This window comes from Pseudomonas sp. BT-42-2 (assembly GCF_025847435.2).
GTDB lineage: Bacteria > Pseudomonadota > Gammaproteobacteria > Pseudomonadales > Pseudomonadaceae > Aquipseudomonas > Aquipseudomonas urmiensis.
The window spans coordinates 1-16,359 of sequence record NZ_JAOYTM010000023.1 but is presented as its reverse complement, the minus strand read 5'-3'; the positions used below and the strand labels follow the sequence as shown (position 1 = coordinate 16,359).

9 protein-coding genes and 1 pseudogene are annotated in these 16,359 nt (G+C 58.3%); 3 read left to right on the top strand and 7 right to left on the bottom strand.

The features are described 5' to 3' along the window. Positions 1 to 7: 7 nt before the first annotated feature. Entirely contained in the window at positions 8 to 2,227 is a 2,220-nt protein-coding gene (locus tag OIU19_RS23000; RefSeq protein WP_264236938.1) for a DNA internalization-related competence protein ComEC/Rec2, read from the bottom strand. Positions 2,228 to 2,369: 142 nt separating this feature from the next. Here OIU19_RS23000 and OIU19_RS22995 point away from each other — a divergent pair, with 142 nt between their 5' ends. Continuing rightward, on the top strand, positions 2,370 to 2,996 hold the full coding sequence (locus OIU19_RS22995) for a DUF2062 domain-containing protein (protein ID WP_186556937.1): 627 nt from the start codon (positions 2,370 to 2,372) through the stop codon (positions 2,994 to 2,996). On the opposite strand, the gene OIU19_RS22990 is transcribed toward OIU19_RS22995, so the two are convergent. From OIU19_RS22990 to OIU19_RS22980, 3 genes are all read right to left on the bottom strand, one after another. Next, complete coding sequence (locus tag OIU19_RS22990) at positions 2,880 to 3,659, bottom strand: ABC transporter permease (protein ID WP_264236937.1); 780 nt, start codon at positions 3,657 to 3,659, stop codon at positions 2,880 to 2,882. The genes OIU19_RS22995 and OIU19_RS22990 overlap by 117 nt on opposite strands. After that, entirely contained in the window at positions 3,656 to 4,588 is a 933-nt protein-coding gene (locus OIU19_RS22985) for an ABC transporter ATP-binding protein (protein WP_264236936.1), read from the bottom strand. Before OIU19_RS22985 ends, OIU19_RS22990 begins: the two co-directional genes overlap by 4 nt. A gap of 144 nt (positions 4,589 to 4,732) precedes the next feature. Further along, positions 4,733 to 5,356 carry a glutathione S-transferase gene (locus tag OIU19_RS22980; protein ID WP_264236935.1) on the bottom strand — a complete coding sequence of 208 codons (624 nt, stop codon included), beginning with the start codon at positions 5,354 to 5,356 and terminating at the stop codon, positions 4,733 to 4,735. A 225-nt stretch (positions 5,357 to 5,581) separates the two neighbouring features. Here OIU19_RS22980 and OIU19_RS22975 point away from each other — a divergent pair, with 225 nt between their 5' ends. Then, complete coding sequence (locus tag OIU19_RS22975; protein WP_264236934.1) at positions 5,582 to 8,029, top strand: acyl-CoA dehydrogenase; 2,448 nt, start codon at positions 5,582 to 5,584, stop codon at positions 8,027 to 8,029. A gap of 83 nt (positions 8,030 to 8,112) precedes the next feature. Here OIU19_RS22975 and OIU19_RS22970 read toward each other — a convergent pair whose 3' ends face one another. Next, positions 8,113 to 10,416, bottom strand: a complete 2,304-nt coding sequence (locus OIU19_RS22970; RefSeq protein WP_264236933.1) for a hypothetical protein — start codon at positions 10,414 to 10,416, stop codon at positions 8,113 to 8,115. Position 10,417: 1 nt separating this feature from the next. Continuing rightward, a complete protein-coding gene (locus tag OIU19_RS22965; RefSeq protein ID WP_264236932.1) occupies positions 10,418 to 12,706 on the bottom strand; it encodes a hypothetical protein in 2,289 nt (762 codons plus the stop codon). A 210-nt stretch (positions 12,707 to 12,916) separates the two neighbouring features. On the opposite strand from OIU19_RS22965, the gene OIU19_RS22960 reads away from it, so the two are divergent. Further along, positions 12,917 to 13,327: a PA2817 family protein gene (locus OIU19_RS22960; protein ID WP_264236931.1), complete on the top strand. Its 411-nt coding sequence runs from the start codon at positions 12,917 to 12,919 to the stop codon at positions 13,325 to 13,327. A 22-nt stretch (positions 13,328 to 13,349) separates the two neighbouring features. On the opposite strand, the pseudogene OIU19_RS22955 reads toward OIU19_RS22960, so the two are convergent. Continuing rightward, positions 13,350 to 16,359 (bottom strand): annotated as a pseudogene (locus OIU19_RS22955) (hypothetical protein); the annotation flags it as partial.

Genomic DNA, 16,359 nt, shown 5'->3' with positions numbered 1-16,359 from the left:
GCTCTACTCAATCCCCAGTACGCCAGAACCGCCGCTGCCCCCGCTGCCCCTCTACACCGCCAAAGCTACCCAGGCGCAAACTCAAGGCCCCCTCGATCGCCGTGTCGTGAATCACCATCCCATGCCGCTGATAACGCTCGATCACCTGCGCATGCGGATGCCCAAAACCGTTGTACCGCCCCCGCGAAATCAATACCCCACGCGGCGCCGTGGCGCGGATGAACGGTTCAGTGGAAGAACTGCGACTGCCATGATGCGGCGATTGCAGCCAGTCGATCCGCGTCTGGCCATTGGCCGCCAGCCAGGCCCGTTCGGCCCCGGCTTCAATATCCCCGGCCAGTAGCAGCCGCTCGCCATTGGCCTCGACCAGTAGCACGCAAGAGCGCTCATTGCTCCCTGGCCCCTCGGGCCAATGCCAGAGCGAAAAACTCACCCCATCCCACTCCCAGCTCTCGCCTGTCAGGCACGTGTCCGCTTGCAATACCGCTGGCAGTTCAGCGGGCTCCCCGGCCAGCACCCGGGCAATCGGTAGACCGCGGTGAACAGCCAACGCACCCCCAGCATGATCGGCATGGGCATGGCTAATCAGCATGGCGTCCAGCTGATTCACCCCCAGCTTGCGCAGGGTGGGCAGCACTACCGTCTGCCCCAGATCACTGTCGCCGTGCGCGGGACCTGCGTCGTAGAGCAGGTTGTGCAGGCGGGTACGCAGCAGTATCGCCAGCCCTTGCCCGACATCCAGTTGCAGCACTTGCACCTGGCCATGCGGCACTGACTCTTTCGGCGCCCACAATGCCAGCAGCATCACGGCCCCCAAGCCTCGTAGCGGCAAGCCACGAGGCAGCAGCACCAGCCAGGCGCCGCTGGCGACCAGCAGCCAAGCGACCAGCGGCAAAGGCCGAGGTATCCAGGCGGGCTGCCAGTGGGCCAAGTGGCCGAGCGCGCGAAACAGCCAATCCAGCGCCCCGCCCGCCAGCCACAAAAGCGACTCGCCTACCCCCGCCACAGGCAGCAGAACAGTGCCAAGCAATGCCAAAGGCAGGACCAGCAGACTGATCCAGGGCACAGCCAGCAAATTGGCCATAGGTGCGCTGACACTGATCGGCAGCCCCACCGCTAGCAACACCGGGAGCAGGCCGACAGCGATCACCCATTGCGCCCGGGTCCAGGCCTGCCAAGGCCGCCAGCCACCGAGCCGGTGGGCGAAGCAGTAGACCAGCACCGCCACCGCCGCAAACGACAGCCAAAACCCTGGCAACAGGCTGGCCAACGGCTCGATCAGCAACACGCCGCCCAACGCCAGCAATAGCGGCACGCCGGTGCCCAGATAACGAAAACGCAAGCGCCAGGCCAGCACTACCGCCAGCATCAGGCAAGCGCGCTGCACCGGCACGGCGAACCCCGCCAGCCAGCCATACGCCAAACCTGCCGCCATTGCCAGGCCACAGGCCCAGGGCAACCATGGCCAGCGATGCGGCCAGGCGCCACAACGAGCCATGAACGCCACCAGCCCATACATCAGCCCCGCAGCCAGGCCGATGTGCTGCCCGGAGATCACCAGCAAGTGAACTGTGCCGCTGGCCTGCAGGGTCTGCCAGTCTTCGCGCGCCAGCCCCGAGCCATCCCCGAGTACCAGTGCGACCAAAGCGGCTTCGCGGCCCTGGCCATCCACCGCCAGCAAGCGCTGACGCAGACTGTCGCGCCAGCCGCCGGAGACTGGCGTCAGCAGTTGCCCGGCCTTGACCGTACCGGTCGCACCGATCCTGCGAGCCAACAGCGTCGCTTCGCGGTCTGGCCCGTGGGGGTTGAGCAGGCCGTGCGGGCGCTTGAGTGTGACCGCCAGGCGCCAACGCTCGCCGGCCTGCACGTGCGGCCCGGCAAACCAGCTCAACTGCAGGCGCTTGGGCAGATCAGCGCGGCGCGACACTGCCTCATCCAGCTCAAAGCGCACGCCTCGGCCAGTTTGTGCTGGCAGCCCCACCACCCTGCCCTCCAGCCACAAGGTGCGGCCATCCAGATTGGCCGCCAGACGGTCATCCAGCGCTTGCTGCGCCGACCAACACGCCCAGCAAAAGCCCAGCAGCAGCCAACCCAGCGGCCAAACGCGCGTGCACAAGCAGCCCAGCCCAAGTAAAAGCAGGATCAGCAGCCATCCGACCGATGGCAAAACCGGGAGAAAACGCAGGGCCAGCAACCCCGCGGCGAGCGCAAACATCCCTGTGCGCATGAGGTAGAGCTCCGCAAGCCGATAAGCCTGCACAGCAATAGCGCAATTGGCGCCTAATCTTGCTCAACAATTGTCACAAACTCTGAACAAGCCGGTCAGGGAATCAAGGCATACTGACCCCCTTCAAACCCGGGGAGCCTACATGCCGCGCCGCCTCTTCAAACGGTACATGCCGGATCCGACCAGCATTCGGGAACACAAATCCTTACGCTTCTTCGGAAAATTGCTGCACGATCCCAACCTCTGGCACCTGAATCGCCATTCAGTGGCGCGGGCCATGGGGGTAGGCCTGTTCGCGGCGTTGATCCCTATCCCGATGCAAATGCTGCTGGCCGCCAGCCTGGCCATTCCGCTGCGCGGCAACTTGCCAATCGCAGTCAGCCTGGTCTGGCTGACCAATCCGCTGACCATGCCACCGGTGTTCTTCGTCACCTACATGACCGGCGCCTGGCTGTTGCAGACGCCACCGCGCACCCTGCCCGACGACCTGACCTTCGAATGGATCACCGATCAGCTGTCGACCTTGTGGCAGCCGTTTCTGCTCGGCTCGGTCGTCTGCGGCGTGGTACTCGGCATCGCCGCCTACTTCATCACCATGTTCTATTGGCGCTGGTGGGTTGGCCGGCAGTGGCGCCGGCGCAAACTCAAGGCTTCATGCACGCATGCCGCGGCCGCTGACCAGCAAGCGGATGCACAGGGTATACAGCACTGCGGTAGCAACCAGCATGAAGGTGATCGCCGTACCAATGCTGATATCCGACACCCCTAGGATGCCGTAGCGGAACGAGTTGACCATGTGCAGCACCGGGTTGGCCAACGACACGGTTTGCCAGAAGGGCGGCAGCAGGTTGATCGAATAGAACACCCCGCCCAGGTAGGTCAGCGGCGTCAGCACGAAGGTCGGGATGATCGATATGTCATCGAAGTTGCGCGCGAACACCGCGTTGACGAAGCCCAGCAGCGAGAAGATGGTTGCCGTGAGCAACACCACCACCACGGTAACGCCCAGGTGATGCACTTGCAGATGGGTAAAGAACAGCGACAGGATGGTCACGATCACCCCCACTGCCAGGCCACGCAACACCCCGCCCAGCACATAACCGATGAGAATGGTGTGCGGTGACACCGGCGAAACCATCAACTCCTCGATCGAACGCTGGAACTTGCTGCCGAAGAAGCTAGACACCACGTTGCCATAGGAGTTGGTGATCACCGACATCATGATCAGCCCGGGGACGATGTACTCCATGTAGGTGAAGCCACCCATATCGCCGATCTGCCGGCCGATCAGGTTGCCGAAGATCACGAAGTACAAGACCATGGTGATCGCCGGCGGCAGCAAGGTCTGCGGCCAGATGCGCAGGAAGCGCCGGACTTCGCGGTAGACGATGGTATTGAGGGCCACCCAGTTGGTGCGCAGCTCCACATTCATACCGCCACCTTCGACAGGTTCTTCTCCACCAGGGACACGAACAGCTCCTCAAGTCGGTTGGTCTTGTTGCGCAGGCTCTGCACCTCGATGTTCTGCAGGGCCAACTGGCCGAACAGCGCGGTGATACCAATATCCTTATCCACCTGCACCTCCAGGGTATGCGGCGTGATCAGCCGGCACGGGTAGCCCTGCAAGGTGGGGGCAACGGCCAGATCCTGCTTGAGGTCGAGCACGAAGGTTTCCACATGCAACTTGCTCAGCAGCTTACGCATGCTGGTGTTCTCGACGATGGTGCCGTGGTCGATGATGCCGATGTGGCGGCACAATTGCTCGGCTTCCTCGAGGTAGTGGGTGGTGAGGATGATGGTGATGCCTTTCTGGTTCAGCTCGGTCAGGAAGCTCCACATCGAGCGACGCAGCTCGATGTCCACCCCTGCGGTTGGCTCATCGAGAATCAGCAAGCGCGGCTCGTGGATCAGCGCGCGGGCGATCATCAAGCGGCGCTTCATGCCACCGGACAGCGAACGCGACTGCACATCACGCTTGTCCCACAACCCCAACTGGGTCAGGTACTGCTCGGCGCGCTCCTTGGCAAGCTTGGGCGGGATGCCGTAGTAACCTGCCTGGGTGACGACGATGTCGAAGGTCTTCTCGAACTGGTTGAAGTTGAATTCCTGCGGCACCACGCCCAGGCAGCGCTTGAGCGCGGCTGGCTCGCGGTCCAGGTCATGGCCAAACACATTCACCGTGCCGCTGGTCTTGTTGACCAGGGTCGAGAGAATGCCGATGGTGGTGGATTTGCCGGCACCGTTGGGGCCGAGCAAAGCGAAGAAGTCACCTTCGGCGACATCCAGATCGATGCCCTTGAGGGCCTGGAAGCCATTGCCGTAGGTCTTGGTCAGCTGTCTTATGGACAGGGCAGAACTCATAGCGGGTCACGTACCATGCGAAGAGGTTCAGGACACGCCAGATCAGGTCACTGGCGCAGTGAGTGCGGCCATGGTGCAAGGCCTGGCCGCACAAGTACAGTCATGTGTATTGATAGTGACTATCGAAATAGTCCAGGTGTTCGATCAGGTCAGCGCAGTCATCACCGCCGCCTGGTACGCCGGGCGCTCTTGCAAACGCTGGTACCAGGCTTGTAGGTGGTGCATGTCCGGACGCTCGATAGGCATTTCGAACCAGGCGTAGACGAAGCTGCCCAGCGGAATGTCACCCATGCCGATCTGCTCACCGGAGAGGTAGGGTTGCCTGGCCAGGGTCTGGTCGGCAATCGACAGCAGCTCGGCGCAGGCCTTTTGCGCAGCATTGATCGCGATCCAGTCGCGCTGCTGCTCGGGGGTGCGCAGCAGGCCCCAGAACAGCGGGCGGAAAGGCGTGGCAAAGGATGAAGTGGTCCAGTCCATCCATTTATCGGCCAGGGCGCGCTGGCGCGGGTCGTCCAGATACCAGCCCTGCTCGCGGCCGTACTCGGCGCAGAGGTAGCGCACGATGGCGTTCGACTCCCACAGCACCAGGTCGCCATCTTCGAGCATCGGCACCAGGCCGTTGGGGTTGCGCGAGCGGTACTCGGGGTCGTTGACCACACCGAAGGCGCCGCCGGCGTTGATTGACTCAAAGTCCAGGCCCAGCTCGTGGGCGATCCACAACGCCTTGCGTACATTGCTCGAATTCTTGCGACCCCAGATCTTCAGCATGACAACGTCCTTATGAATGCGCGAATTCGGCAGTTTACTCCAGAGCCCGATCGTCTGTACCGGCCTGATCGCAGGGCCAGCCCAGGCAATCCAGACACATACCCTGACAACCCCCGGCGAACTCCTGCCGCCACACCCTGTCACTGATCTGACAAGGCCGTTCGCCGGATGCCGTCTAAGCTCTGTGGGTTCGGCCCACGGCCAAGGTTCCAAGGAGGAAGGATTATGTTGCTGTTGTGGTTGGTGGTTCTGGTGATCGGCGCGGCGTATCTCACCCATCGGCGCCTGCCGCCCTTGCAGATACTTGGCATCATCGCCGCCTACACGCTGCTGATGGGCATTTTCAGCAGCGCCCCAGGCTGGCTGCTGACGCTGATCTGGCTGGTACTGGCCGCCAAGGCCGCGCTGCTGGTGCTGCCCGACTGGCGCCGCAAGGTCTTCACCGGGCCGATCTTCAAATGGTTCCAGCGCACCTTGCCGCCGATGTCACAGACCGAGCGCGAGGCGATCGAGGCCGGCACCGTGTGGTGGGATGGCGAGCTGTTCAGCGGCCGTCCCGCTTGGAACACCCTGCTCGACTACCCCGCGCCCAAGCTCACTGACGAAGAACAAGCGTTCATCGACGGCCCCACCGAGCAACTTTGCGCCATGGTCAGCGACTGGCAGATCGGCCAGGACATGGACCTGCCGGCAGAAGCCTGGCAGTTCATCAAAGAGCACGGCTTCTTCGCCCTGATCATCCCCAAGGAATACGGCGGCAAGGGCTTCTCGGCGTATGCCCACTCCCAAGTCGCCATGAAGCTGGCCACCCGCAGCGGTGACCTGGCCTCCACGGTCATGGTGCCCAACTCCCTCGGCCCGGCCGAGCTGCTCCTGCACTACGGCACTGATGAGCAGCGCAACCATTACTTGCCGCGCCTGGCCCGTGGCGATGAGATTCCCTGCTTTGCCCTCACCGGTCCGCTGGCCGGCTCCGACGCGGGTGCCATGCCCGATACCGGCATCATCTGCAAAGGCCAATGGCAAGGCGAAGAAGTGATCGGCCTGCGCCTGAACTGGGAGAAGCGCTACATCACCCTGGGCCCCATCGCCACCCTGCTGGGCCTGGCGTTCAAGGCCTACGACCCCGAGCACCTGCTGGGCGAACAAGAAGAGCTGGGCATCAGCCTGGCGCTGATCCCCACCGACACACCTGGCGTCGAGATCGGCAAACGCCACCTGCCGCTGGGTGCGGCGTTCATGAACGGCCCCAACAGCGGCAAGGACGTGTTCGTGCCGCTGAGCTTTCTGATTGGCGGCCAGGAAATGCTCGGCAAAGGCTGGATGATGCTGATGAACTGCCTGTCGGTGGGCCGCTCGATCTCCCTGCCGGCAGTTGGCACGGGTGCGGCCAAGTACACCAGCCTAGTGACCGGCCAATACGCCAATATCCGCGAACAGTTCAACGTACCGCTGGCCGCTTTCGAAGGCATCCAGGAATCGCTCGCCCGTATCGGCGGCAATGCCTGGTTGATGGACAGCGCCCGCCTGCTCACCGCCAAGGCGGTGGACCTGGGCGAGAAGCCCTCGGTGCTGTCGGCGATCCTCAAGTACCACCTGACCGAACGGGGCCGCGAGTGCATCCAACACGCCATGGACGTGCATGGCGGCAAGGGCATCATCATGGGGCCGAACAACTACCTGGGCCGCAACTGGCAAGGGGCGCCGATCTTCATCACTGTCGAGGGTGCAAACATCCTGTCACGCAACCTGATGATCTTCGGCCAGGGCGCGATCCGCTGCCACCCCTTCGTGCTCAAGGAAATGGCCCTGGCCGGGCGCGAAGACCGCGATCAGGCCCTCAAGGAATTTGACGAGCTGCTGCTCAAGCACATCATGTTCGCCGCCGGTAACGCCGCCAGCACCCTGGTACTGGGCTTGGGCCTGGGCCACTTCGAACGGGTGCCGGGCGATGCTTTGAGTCAAGGTTACTTCCGCTCATTGAACCGCCAGGCCGCGGCTTTCGCCTTGTTGGCAGACCTGTCGATGATGCTGCTGGGCGGCGCACTGAAACGGCGTGAACGCCTCAGCGCGCGCCTGGGGGATGTACTGAGTTACCTGTACTTGTCCTCGGCCGCGCTCAAGCGTTACCACGACCTGGGGTCGCCGGAGCACATGCAGCCGTTGTTGCGCTGGGCCATGGAAGAGAGCCTGGGTAAAGCCGAACAGGCGCTGGACAAGCTGCTCGACAACTTCCCCAACCGGTTTATCGGCTGTGCGCTGCGTGTGCTGGTGTTCCCGTTTGGGCGCCGGCATACCGGGCCAAGTGATGAGTTGGATGCCGAGGTTGCACGGTTGATTGGGCGCAGTAAGGGGGATCCGGCGTTGGAAGAGCTGTTGGCAGGCTGCTTCCGGCCTCAGGCCGAAGGTGATCCGGTGGCGGCGTTGCAAAGGGCCTGTGACTTGTTGGACGAGACTGCGCCGCTTCGCAAGACCCTGCATCAGGCTATTCGAGAGGGAACAGTGCAGGCTCAAGCCGGGCGCTCGGTGATCGAGGCTGCAATCGAGGCTGGTGTGTTGCAGGAGACGCAAGGACAGCAGCTAAGCGATGCTGAAACCGCTCGACGTGCGGTCATTGATGTGGATGCCTTCGATAAAGATCAGTTATTACCAGGGACGGATAAGATACGCTGATCGCAGGGGGCCGCTTAGCGGCCCTCGTTTCGATCCAGCAGTTGCAATGATCACTTCAACCGGTCGCCATCACGCTTGCTCGACTAAACGCCTTCTTCATCTTTTGCCTCCCATTTGAGGGTGGCCCGTGCTATTTGAGTTTTGCGTAATTCAGCAAAACTACTCAAGGGCAAAGGAAGGGTCAGGCTGCCCTCATAGGTTTTGGTTAATGTTTGTTTTTTCGCCAGGATGACGACGAAACGTGCCTCTCCCTGTGGGGTGTAGACTCCCGTTGAATCTATCTGGCCGGTTCCTGCCAGGGGCAGTATCCACTCCACTTCGAGTGGCGTTGTACTCCCTTGCACTCTCGCTTGGATTTTCAACCCCGCTCCTGTCCATTGCTCATCCACGGACAAATGCAAATCGGGTTCCTTATGCGTTACCAAGACATACCCGGTAGCAGTACGCCCTGAAGTTTTACCCGTGACCTGTATTTGGTCGATTACATACCTCACATCAGCAGGGGCTGGCGCCGCCTGGTAGTCAGCGATAAGGCTGCCAGCTCCCGAGCTTGAGATGGTTCCACTGCCCGCACCGTCCGTCAGCACCTGCCACTCTAGCTCTTCAGCGGCCATGCTGGGGCCTTCAAGCAGATCCGCACGCAACTGGAGCGAAGTGCCGCTAAAACAGGTGGCGAACTTCGGATTGAAATCCAGCGAATGCCCTATCACCATGACCAGTGACTCGCTACGCTCCTCGGCATCGGCAAGTTTTGCAACGACCCGAACCATCAGGTTTTTACCCCCCAGCGCCGCAGCCGTTGGCGCCTGGTAATGACCTGTGGCTTCATTGATTTCACCCATCTCACCTGTAGTTCCCGGCAAGGGTTCGATGCTCCATTTCACGCCGTTGCTTGGCGGTTCAACGCTGAATGTAGTTTCAGCCGCAGCTGATAACTCTACGTTCTGCTCAACTATTCGGAACGAACTATCCGTAGACCTGAATCCGCCCATCAGCCACAGATTGTTCGTTCTGTTTCTGACGAGAGGCTGAATAAAACGCCCATCAGGCTGGCGCAGGCACCGTAGGATTTGGCTATCGATATGAGCGGTCAGGCGGGTGGATAGCGCGTTCAAAAACCCCCTTCGCACCGCATAATCCGCCAAGGCTTTAATGGCGTCTTCATGAGTCGATGGCGGGACGGACTGGTCATCTATGCTCGCAGCGGCTTGCTTTACCATGCTGTCCAGCCGCCCCGTCAACCCAGCCGTGGCGTCGACTGCAAGTTCAAATGCGTAATCCAGTAGAGGCTCAAGCGTAATCTGGCTACTCTTCCACTCTCCTGTTGCACCCACACGCCGGTATTTATATCCCACTGTACAGCTGGGCTGCCACGCTTGACTGATGCGCCCCTCAGCGAATGCTATCTTGAGTGCAGCCTTACCGCCGCTCCCCGGCACGACAATCTCATCGAACAACACCTCCCACCCCAAGCCCTCGCACCTTCCTACCGGGATCGAAAGTTGCCCTTTCAGTGCCTCCATACTGTCCAGGCCTTTCTCTGGGGGGTCGCTCCGGACATAGCGATACTCTCCTCCTTGCAAGACGCCCAAAATGCTTTGCGCGTAGGCATCCCGATGCAAAAGTCGCCAAGAGAGAATGGCAGTGCTCGCATACCTGTCATCGGCACTGTTCGCCAGCAATGAGGGGAAATCAAGGCCATCTTGTGGCATGCGCCCCTGTCCCCCGTGAGTAAAGTTGACGAAAAACAGCAACGCCGGTGTCAGCCCATCGCTCCCTTGCACCGCAGGCAAGGCCCGCGATACCTGGCGAAACGGGTGGTCTTTGCTACTTATAACATCGGCAAGCGCTAGCACCTGCTGCGCAGGCTCCAAGGCATCGAGGCCGGCCTTGAGCATTTTGGGGCCTAGCGATTCAAGATCCGCAGTGCTGTTCAACACCAGGGTATGGTCCTGTCCCTGGCCAAGATCTAGCACCACTTGACCGTTCTCCAAGCGCACCGGCAAGTTCATCGTGGCCTGCAGCCGACTCACCGAGTCATGCACCGCTATACTCATCACCTCCCCCAGATAACTGGACTTCACATAGCTACCGCCCTCCAGGCTCAACTGGACACGGAGCATAGGCCGCTCATAGCCGTTCGCCTTAATATGTACATCCGTGAGGCGGACAATGTAGTTATCCAACTCATGTAGAGAGTCATCTTCTTGACGTAACGCTTGGCCACTGATGAATGCGACAGTCTGCTCCGCCAATCGCTGCAACTCTTGCTGTTGCACGGTGTATTGAAGTAGTGAAAGCGGTTGGGAGGCGATCATGTCCCAGTTGAGCATTGACGGGTTTTTACCCATCCACGCCACCAGCGCTTCTGGGGGGGACATGCTCATATCAATGTCCTCCCAGGGATGCAGCGGCAGCCTTATTTTCCAAAAGTTTGCCATAGGCTGTTTTGTATTGGGTGAGCGGCAAAGGAAGGAGGATAAAGCCCTCTTCCTCTACACCGAGCTCCGGGTGAGTCCCCTTGTAAACAATCAGCGCGAAGTGCTCACTCGCTTTAGGGTCAACCTTGTACACACTCGTTGTACCTTCAGCGCTTATCTGCCCCGGTCCAAACCTAACCTCCCAGGTCGGAGGCTCAGGTTCTGCTACACGCGCATGCGCAACCATCAGATGCACCGAGTGCTCTTTATCACCCTCTTCAACGTGGGTGACGTAGATCGTGGCAAAATTACCGCCAGAAACCAGACAGGTTTCTCGGGTCAGTTTTGTCTTGGGGTCATGCACCAACACTACATCAACATGAAAGGTCCCAACTTTGCCTGCGGTATACCGAACCTTGGCACCGCTGCGAGCGCTTAAAGTGCCTTTTGCATTGTCTTCGTCCTTGAACGACCAGATTAATTTCGAGGCGTCTTCAGTTGTACCTGCCATCAGGTCGACACCGCTGCCCTCCGTGCCGAGATGGTACGCCAGGGGGGTTAAACTGAGCGCTTCACGCACTACCGTTAGCAACGCATAGCCGCTGGCACCGCCAGCCGTTGTGGCCTTGACCCGATGACGCATGAAATCACCACTGAATGCAGCATCTGCGGGCGCAGTATATCTGCCCGTTTTTGCATCGATAGTACCGATGTTCGGGTCGTCTTTATGCAGCGGTTCTATCTCCCACTTGGCGATGGGCACGCCATTAGACACACTAAACGCATGAGTAGCTCCCGCCATGATGATCAGCTCTTCGACATTCAACCGGGGTAATTCAAGGTGCGAACTAAACCACCCTAGGAGAGCAACATTGGGGGTAAAGGGCGACTCGCCGATCAAAAAGTTATTACCAAAGCTCATTTTAATAAGCCGTTCCACTGCGGGACGCGAGACGTGCGCTATCACGCCATTAAATACTTCATTGACACACGCTTTCGAGAGCGCCACCAAAACCCCCACCCAGATGGGGGTAAACCATGGGTAATCTTCCGTATCGAGATCTATAACCTCAAGCTCAACGTCATATTGTGGCGGCTCCCCAGATAGCTTGGCGACGACCCGTTTATGAAATTTATACGGCCCCCACGTCGCAACTGCATCTCTATTGAAGAATTTAACCTGCCCCTCGACCTCCCAGCTGACATCAGCTCCCCCATGTTCATCTGCGGATACGCTAAACTCACCGCCTGGGACTTCCCACATCGAAAAATCATGGAAGGGAATCGCAATAGGCGGGCCATCTGATTGCTCAGATTCAACCACTCCATCCATGACAATTAATTCAAGATTTTTCAGTTTGAAAGACCGAATTCTACCGTCAGCACCATACACCAGATCATAGGGCGTTACAGCGGCGGAATGATGTGTAATGCTTTCGACAATCGAAACAAATATCGCATACTGTGGATGGAACAGCACAGTACCCGTGTAGGCCTCGTCACCTGAAGGGAGCAAATATTTGAAGCCAGAGTTATCGCCGGGCAATTCAGTTGATTCCTGCCCTGTTGAGCTAATAAATACCTCGACTGCCCCCTGCCCCTCTACATCTTTATCTGCACGCGCTCGTAACCGGTAAGTCTGCGGTGCAAACCCAACCGGCAAGTCGAGTGCAATCTGCCCGAACTCGAACGTTTGGTGATTAGCATCCAACCCGCGAAACCAGTCCTCAAAACTCTCCCCGTGCAACTTTTGAACGGAGGAATCCTCGCCAAACACCAACTGGAAATTTGTACTTTCACTTAAATCAACCAATAGCCTCCGTTCATCGCCCACCTTTATAACGGTGTCATCTAATTTAAGGTCCATCGTTAACAGCGGCGCATGCAGGGGCTTTATCCACTCCACGCGATGCACCAACCAGCGTTCCGCGCGCCGCGTCAAGCCGACATCCCCCCCGGCAAGCAATGCCATGCTCAGCCGGGCAATACTGTCCTTCGAATCATCCGGTTTGATGAAGGTCAGCCGTGGCCTGTCGAGAAGCGCGCCATGCAGCAGATAAATGGCATCGCTATCGTCTGCCTTTTCTGGATCACTAGAGAACGGCTCAAAGTATGTATTTTCCGCAAAGCGCTTGACATATTCTTGAGCGAAGACTTCGTTAACCGTTGACTGATCAAGGCTCACCACTACATCCCAAGCTGGCGCGCGCACCCCGCCTACCAGCCATTTGATCAACTGCTGTTTATCGAGCGCCATGGTAAATCCCTCACTGTATTTAGGCCGGGGGGCTATTTCCTTGTTTTACGCATTATTCTCGGCGGGCAAAACTGGCAAATTTACCAGTTGCGTCGTCAAGCACTTATTCCTTAGCTCGCCGCCCCTCATCAAAAATATTCCTGGCGGCGTGAAGCGATCACTGCAAGCGGCGTATACTGCACCCTGTTTTTCAATACCAAGGACACCACCATGGCCACTGCCCAACTTGACTATCACCTGCATCTACTGCAGCACCTGCGTACCATATTGGCCGCACTGGGCGAGGCCGAGCAGGTGCCCGAGGAGAGTCACGCCCTGTTCCTTGAGCGCTTCGACGAATTGCTGACGTTGCTCCCCAAAGACCCACTGGAAAGCCAATACCTGGGTCAGGACCTTATCTGCCAGGTCATTCAACGCTACCCGCAAATCGCCCATTTGGTGCCACGCGATCTGCTGTGGTTCTTTGGCGGCGACTGCCTGCACTTCATGCCGGATGAAGAGCTCGATCTTTACCAAACATTGGAAGAGCGTCGGTACCAAGCCGAACAAAATGGCGAAGCGTTCGACTGGCACCAGCAAAAGCGGCTGCTGGCTCAGCCTGAAGAAGGTAGCCAGCACTGATCACCGCTCAGCAGCCCGTCCCTCAACGGGCTGCATCTCCCTGTTCGGATTGAAGGCCATTCTCGTCCTGCAGCTCGCCGAGAATCAGCCCCTCTGTTCCAAATAAGGTAATGGAGTTACCGGCCTGTTGAAGGCTTGCGAGCCTGCCCCCCTGGTAGAGACGATTTTGTGTGCCTAGCCCATCCCGGCTCATACCCGTGAGAAGGTCTTTGCCATCGTAATGATATTCAGCCAACACGATGTCACCCTCGGCAGATGGCCGGCTAACCTTGATCAAGCGGTTGACACGATCATAGTCAAGCAGATGCCCTTGTTCGTCGCAGGTCATATTGCCATTACCGTCGTAGGTCAAGATTATTTCGTGCAGGGCAGGAAGATCCCAGAGCACGCTTAGATCAAGAGGCTTGATAAGCTTCAGTGCCTTGACCAGCAAACGTGCGCCGGCAAGATCAAGTGCTTTTAAGCCACTATGGTGACTGACAACGTCCAAGCCCACCAGCTGGGCAGGGTCGTCATCAGAGAATGAATAGAATATTAATTGCTCCCCACCTTCCTGATATTCCGTTATACACATATCGATATTATCAAGTTCGTCGTAGGTGAAGTATTGGACTTTGATCGCTGCGCCTGAGGGGTCAACAGGCAGCTCGGAACCTGTGCACTCGTAGCTGGTCAGACGCTGCCTGTCGTCATAACCATACGTTTCCTCCCGCAGGACCGCTTGTGTCTTTGTATTACGCAGCGTGCGCTTGATCAACGCATCGACATCGTTATAGGTATGTTCAAGGCATTGGCCATCGCCACTGTCGGGTACGAACGTACGCTTCGACTCACGATCAAACTGATCATATTCCAACTGGGTATTCAAGGACTGTTGTTTGTTATCTATACAGAAAGAAGACAGCCGACCAAAGCTGTCGTAAAACAATTCACTGTTCAGGTCGTCCCCCAAACCAGTGCCTGTTAACTGACCACTTGCTTTGTCGTAACCGTACGATTGCTGCAGACCTTTAGCATCGATATATGACGTTATACGTCCACGCTGACTGTGCTGATAATTCACTTCATAGGTCACGCCTGCTTGCTTACGCTTCTCCCATTTGACAGTACCGTTAAGATAATGGGTGCGCTCAAAAGCCTGATCCGTCACGGAGCACATATGCAAGCGAGCATTTTTTTCATGGTATCCAAAGGTTGTTTTCTGAACAACCTCTTCAGCATCACCAGGTGTAATGTCGATGAATTCTCTTGTCACAGGTTCTTCGGTCAGTCTGAACTCATAGGTATAGCGGATGACCTGCCCGAGCGGCGTAACCACTTCGCTGGGTTTACGCTCACTGCCTTTGTACTTGTAGGTCTGTTTGCGCTTGCCTGTCGTGGTACTTTTCAGGCGATCCAGACCGTCGTACTCCTGCAGCCCCAGCTCTTTACCCGCGACACCGATGGAAACTGGCAAGTCCGCGCTACTGTGCTCAGCGTATGTGCGCACCACTTTTGCGCCGTCGGCCAAGGTATGCTCGATCAGTCGGCCGAATACATCGTAGACATACCTGTTGACCCTCTCTCCCACGAGGCCAACCGCTTCGCTAAGTGTGCGGCCCAGGCCATCGTATTGGTTTTGCTGCAGGCTAATCCGTGTTTCTTGGTAGTTTCCCTCCGCCCTAGACCATTGCAGACGCTCTGTGCGCGCAGGCTGGTTGAAGAGGTTCAACCAGGTTTTGCTAATACCACTGCTCTCGCCGCCAGTGCTTTCCCGCCAACGTTTGACGATACGTTGTTTGGGGGCGTCTACCGGTTGCCCAGGGTTGTTTTCGCCAACAGGATCGTTTTCCTCTATCACCTTGACCCCATCGGGTCCGGTGACTGCGCGTTGTTGGCCCCAATAATCGTAGTCATACCTGTGAATCAGCGTTAGATCATCCGCTGCTTGCGCGCTGCGCCAATCAGTCTCAGTTTCGCTTTGCAGCCTTCCAAACGCATCGTATGTGGCTAGGTATAGCGCACGGAGCGGCTCCTCCTTCCCCTCCTGCCGCGACGTGGCATTGTCGAGGTCATTACGCTGTTCTTTGACCGGCCTGTTCAGTCCGTCAAGGATGGTGTGTGTCAAAACACCATTCACATCGGTGCGTTTCTGGCTGGCTCGGTCATCATCGTTTGCACAGAGCCGATACGTGTAGCTACGGTCAGCCTGATAGGGGGATTCGGGGGCGACGACTTCCTGGATGACCCGGCGCAGCACATCATATCGGTAGTTAATCCTCACGCCATTGTCGTCTTCGTTAAGTAGGTTCTGTCCAGTGAGCAGCGAGTGTTCGCTGGTCGTGGTTTTTTTGATGATGTTCGTGGCGCTGTTGTCGTGCCCGGTGACCGTCTGGGTGGTCACCAGCACCGTTTCTTTATTGTCATCGTTGGCAAAGGTCGACAACCGAGTGGCGTAGGTGTAACTGGTCGTGGTGGCCAGGCCGTTCATGGTGAGCGTGTACTCCTCCACGCGACCGTAGGTAAGAGGCTGTTGCTGGTTCTTGAAGTACGTGTATTGGGTGCTCTGCAGCTCTTGGAGCACCTGCGCTTGCGCATCGACTTCCTCCAGCGTCTCTACCTCGATTACCGGCCAGTCGGTGGTGCTTGCATTACCGTCATATGCAGGCAGCGCGCTATAGCGATACCTTTGGCGCAGTATGGGTGCGATCGGCGTTAGCGCACTAGGCGCCGGTGTAATGGTCTTGCTCTTGAGGTGGCGAACGAAGTCGCTCGGATCTGGCGGGCACGCGCCTTGCTCTCCGCCAGCGGGATACCAGAGACTGGTCTCGATCACCCCGCTGGGGTGCTCTACGAAACGCAGGTTGCCGTCTTCGTAATAGTCACGCTTGAGCACCTCTGTTCGGGCAGTGTCGGTTTTAGCTTTGCGCCAGGTGGTAGTGGTGGTCAGCGGGAGCTGGCAATAGGCACGCTGGTCCTTGAAAGGCTTGCCTTCCTCATAGGCATAGCTGGTCTCCACGGTCTGGATGTGCAGGTCATCCGCAGGCCCTTGG

What these genes read in the sequence shown, in the direction of transcription:
- OIU19_RS22975 (WP_264236934.1), top strand. Translation starts at nt 5,582, where the DNA reads ATGTTGCTGTTGTGGTTGGTGGTTCTGGTGATCGGCGCGGCGTATCTC.
- OIU19_RS22980 (WP_264236935.1), bottom strand. Translation starts at nt 5,356, where the DNA reads ATGCTGAAGATCTGGGGTCGCAAGAATTCGAGCAATGTACGCAAGGCG.
- OIU19_RS22990 (WP_264236937.1), bottom strand. Translation starts at nt 3,659, where the DNA reads ATGAATGTGGAGCTGCGCACCAACTGGGTGGCCCTCAATACCATCGTC.
- OIU19_RS22985 (WP_264236936.1), bottom strand. Translation starts at nt 4,588, where the DNA reads ATGAGTTCTGCCCTGTCCATAAGACAGCTGACCAAGACCTACGGCAAT.
- OIU19_RS23000 (WP_264236938.1), bottom strand. Translation starts at nt 2,227, where the DNA reads ATGCGCACAGGGATGTTTGCGCTCGCCGCGGGGTTGCTGGCCCTGCGT.
- OIU19_RS22970 (WP_264236933.1), bottom strand. Translation starts at nt 10,416, where the DNA reads ATGAGCATGTCCCCCCCAGAAGCGCTGGTGGCGTGGATGGGTAAAAAC.
- OIU19_RS22995 (WP_186556937.1), top strand. Translation starts at nt 2,370, where the DNA reads ATGCCGCGCCGCCTCTTCAAACGGTACATGCCGGATCCGACCAGCATT.
- OIU19_RS22960 (WP_264236931.1), top strand. Translation starts at nt 12,917, where the DNA reads ATGGCCACTGCCCAACTTGACTATCACCTGCATCTACTGCAGCACCTG.
- OIU19_RS22965 (WP_264236932.1), bottom strand. Translation starts at nt 12,706, where the DNA reads ATGGCGCTCGATAAACAGCAGTTGATCAAATGGCTGGTAGGCGGGGTG.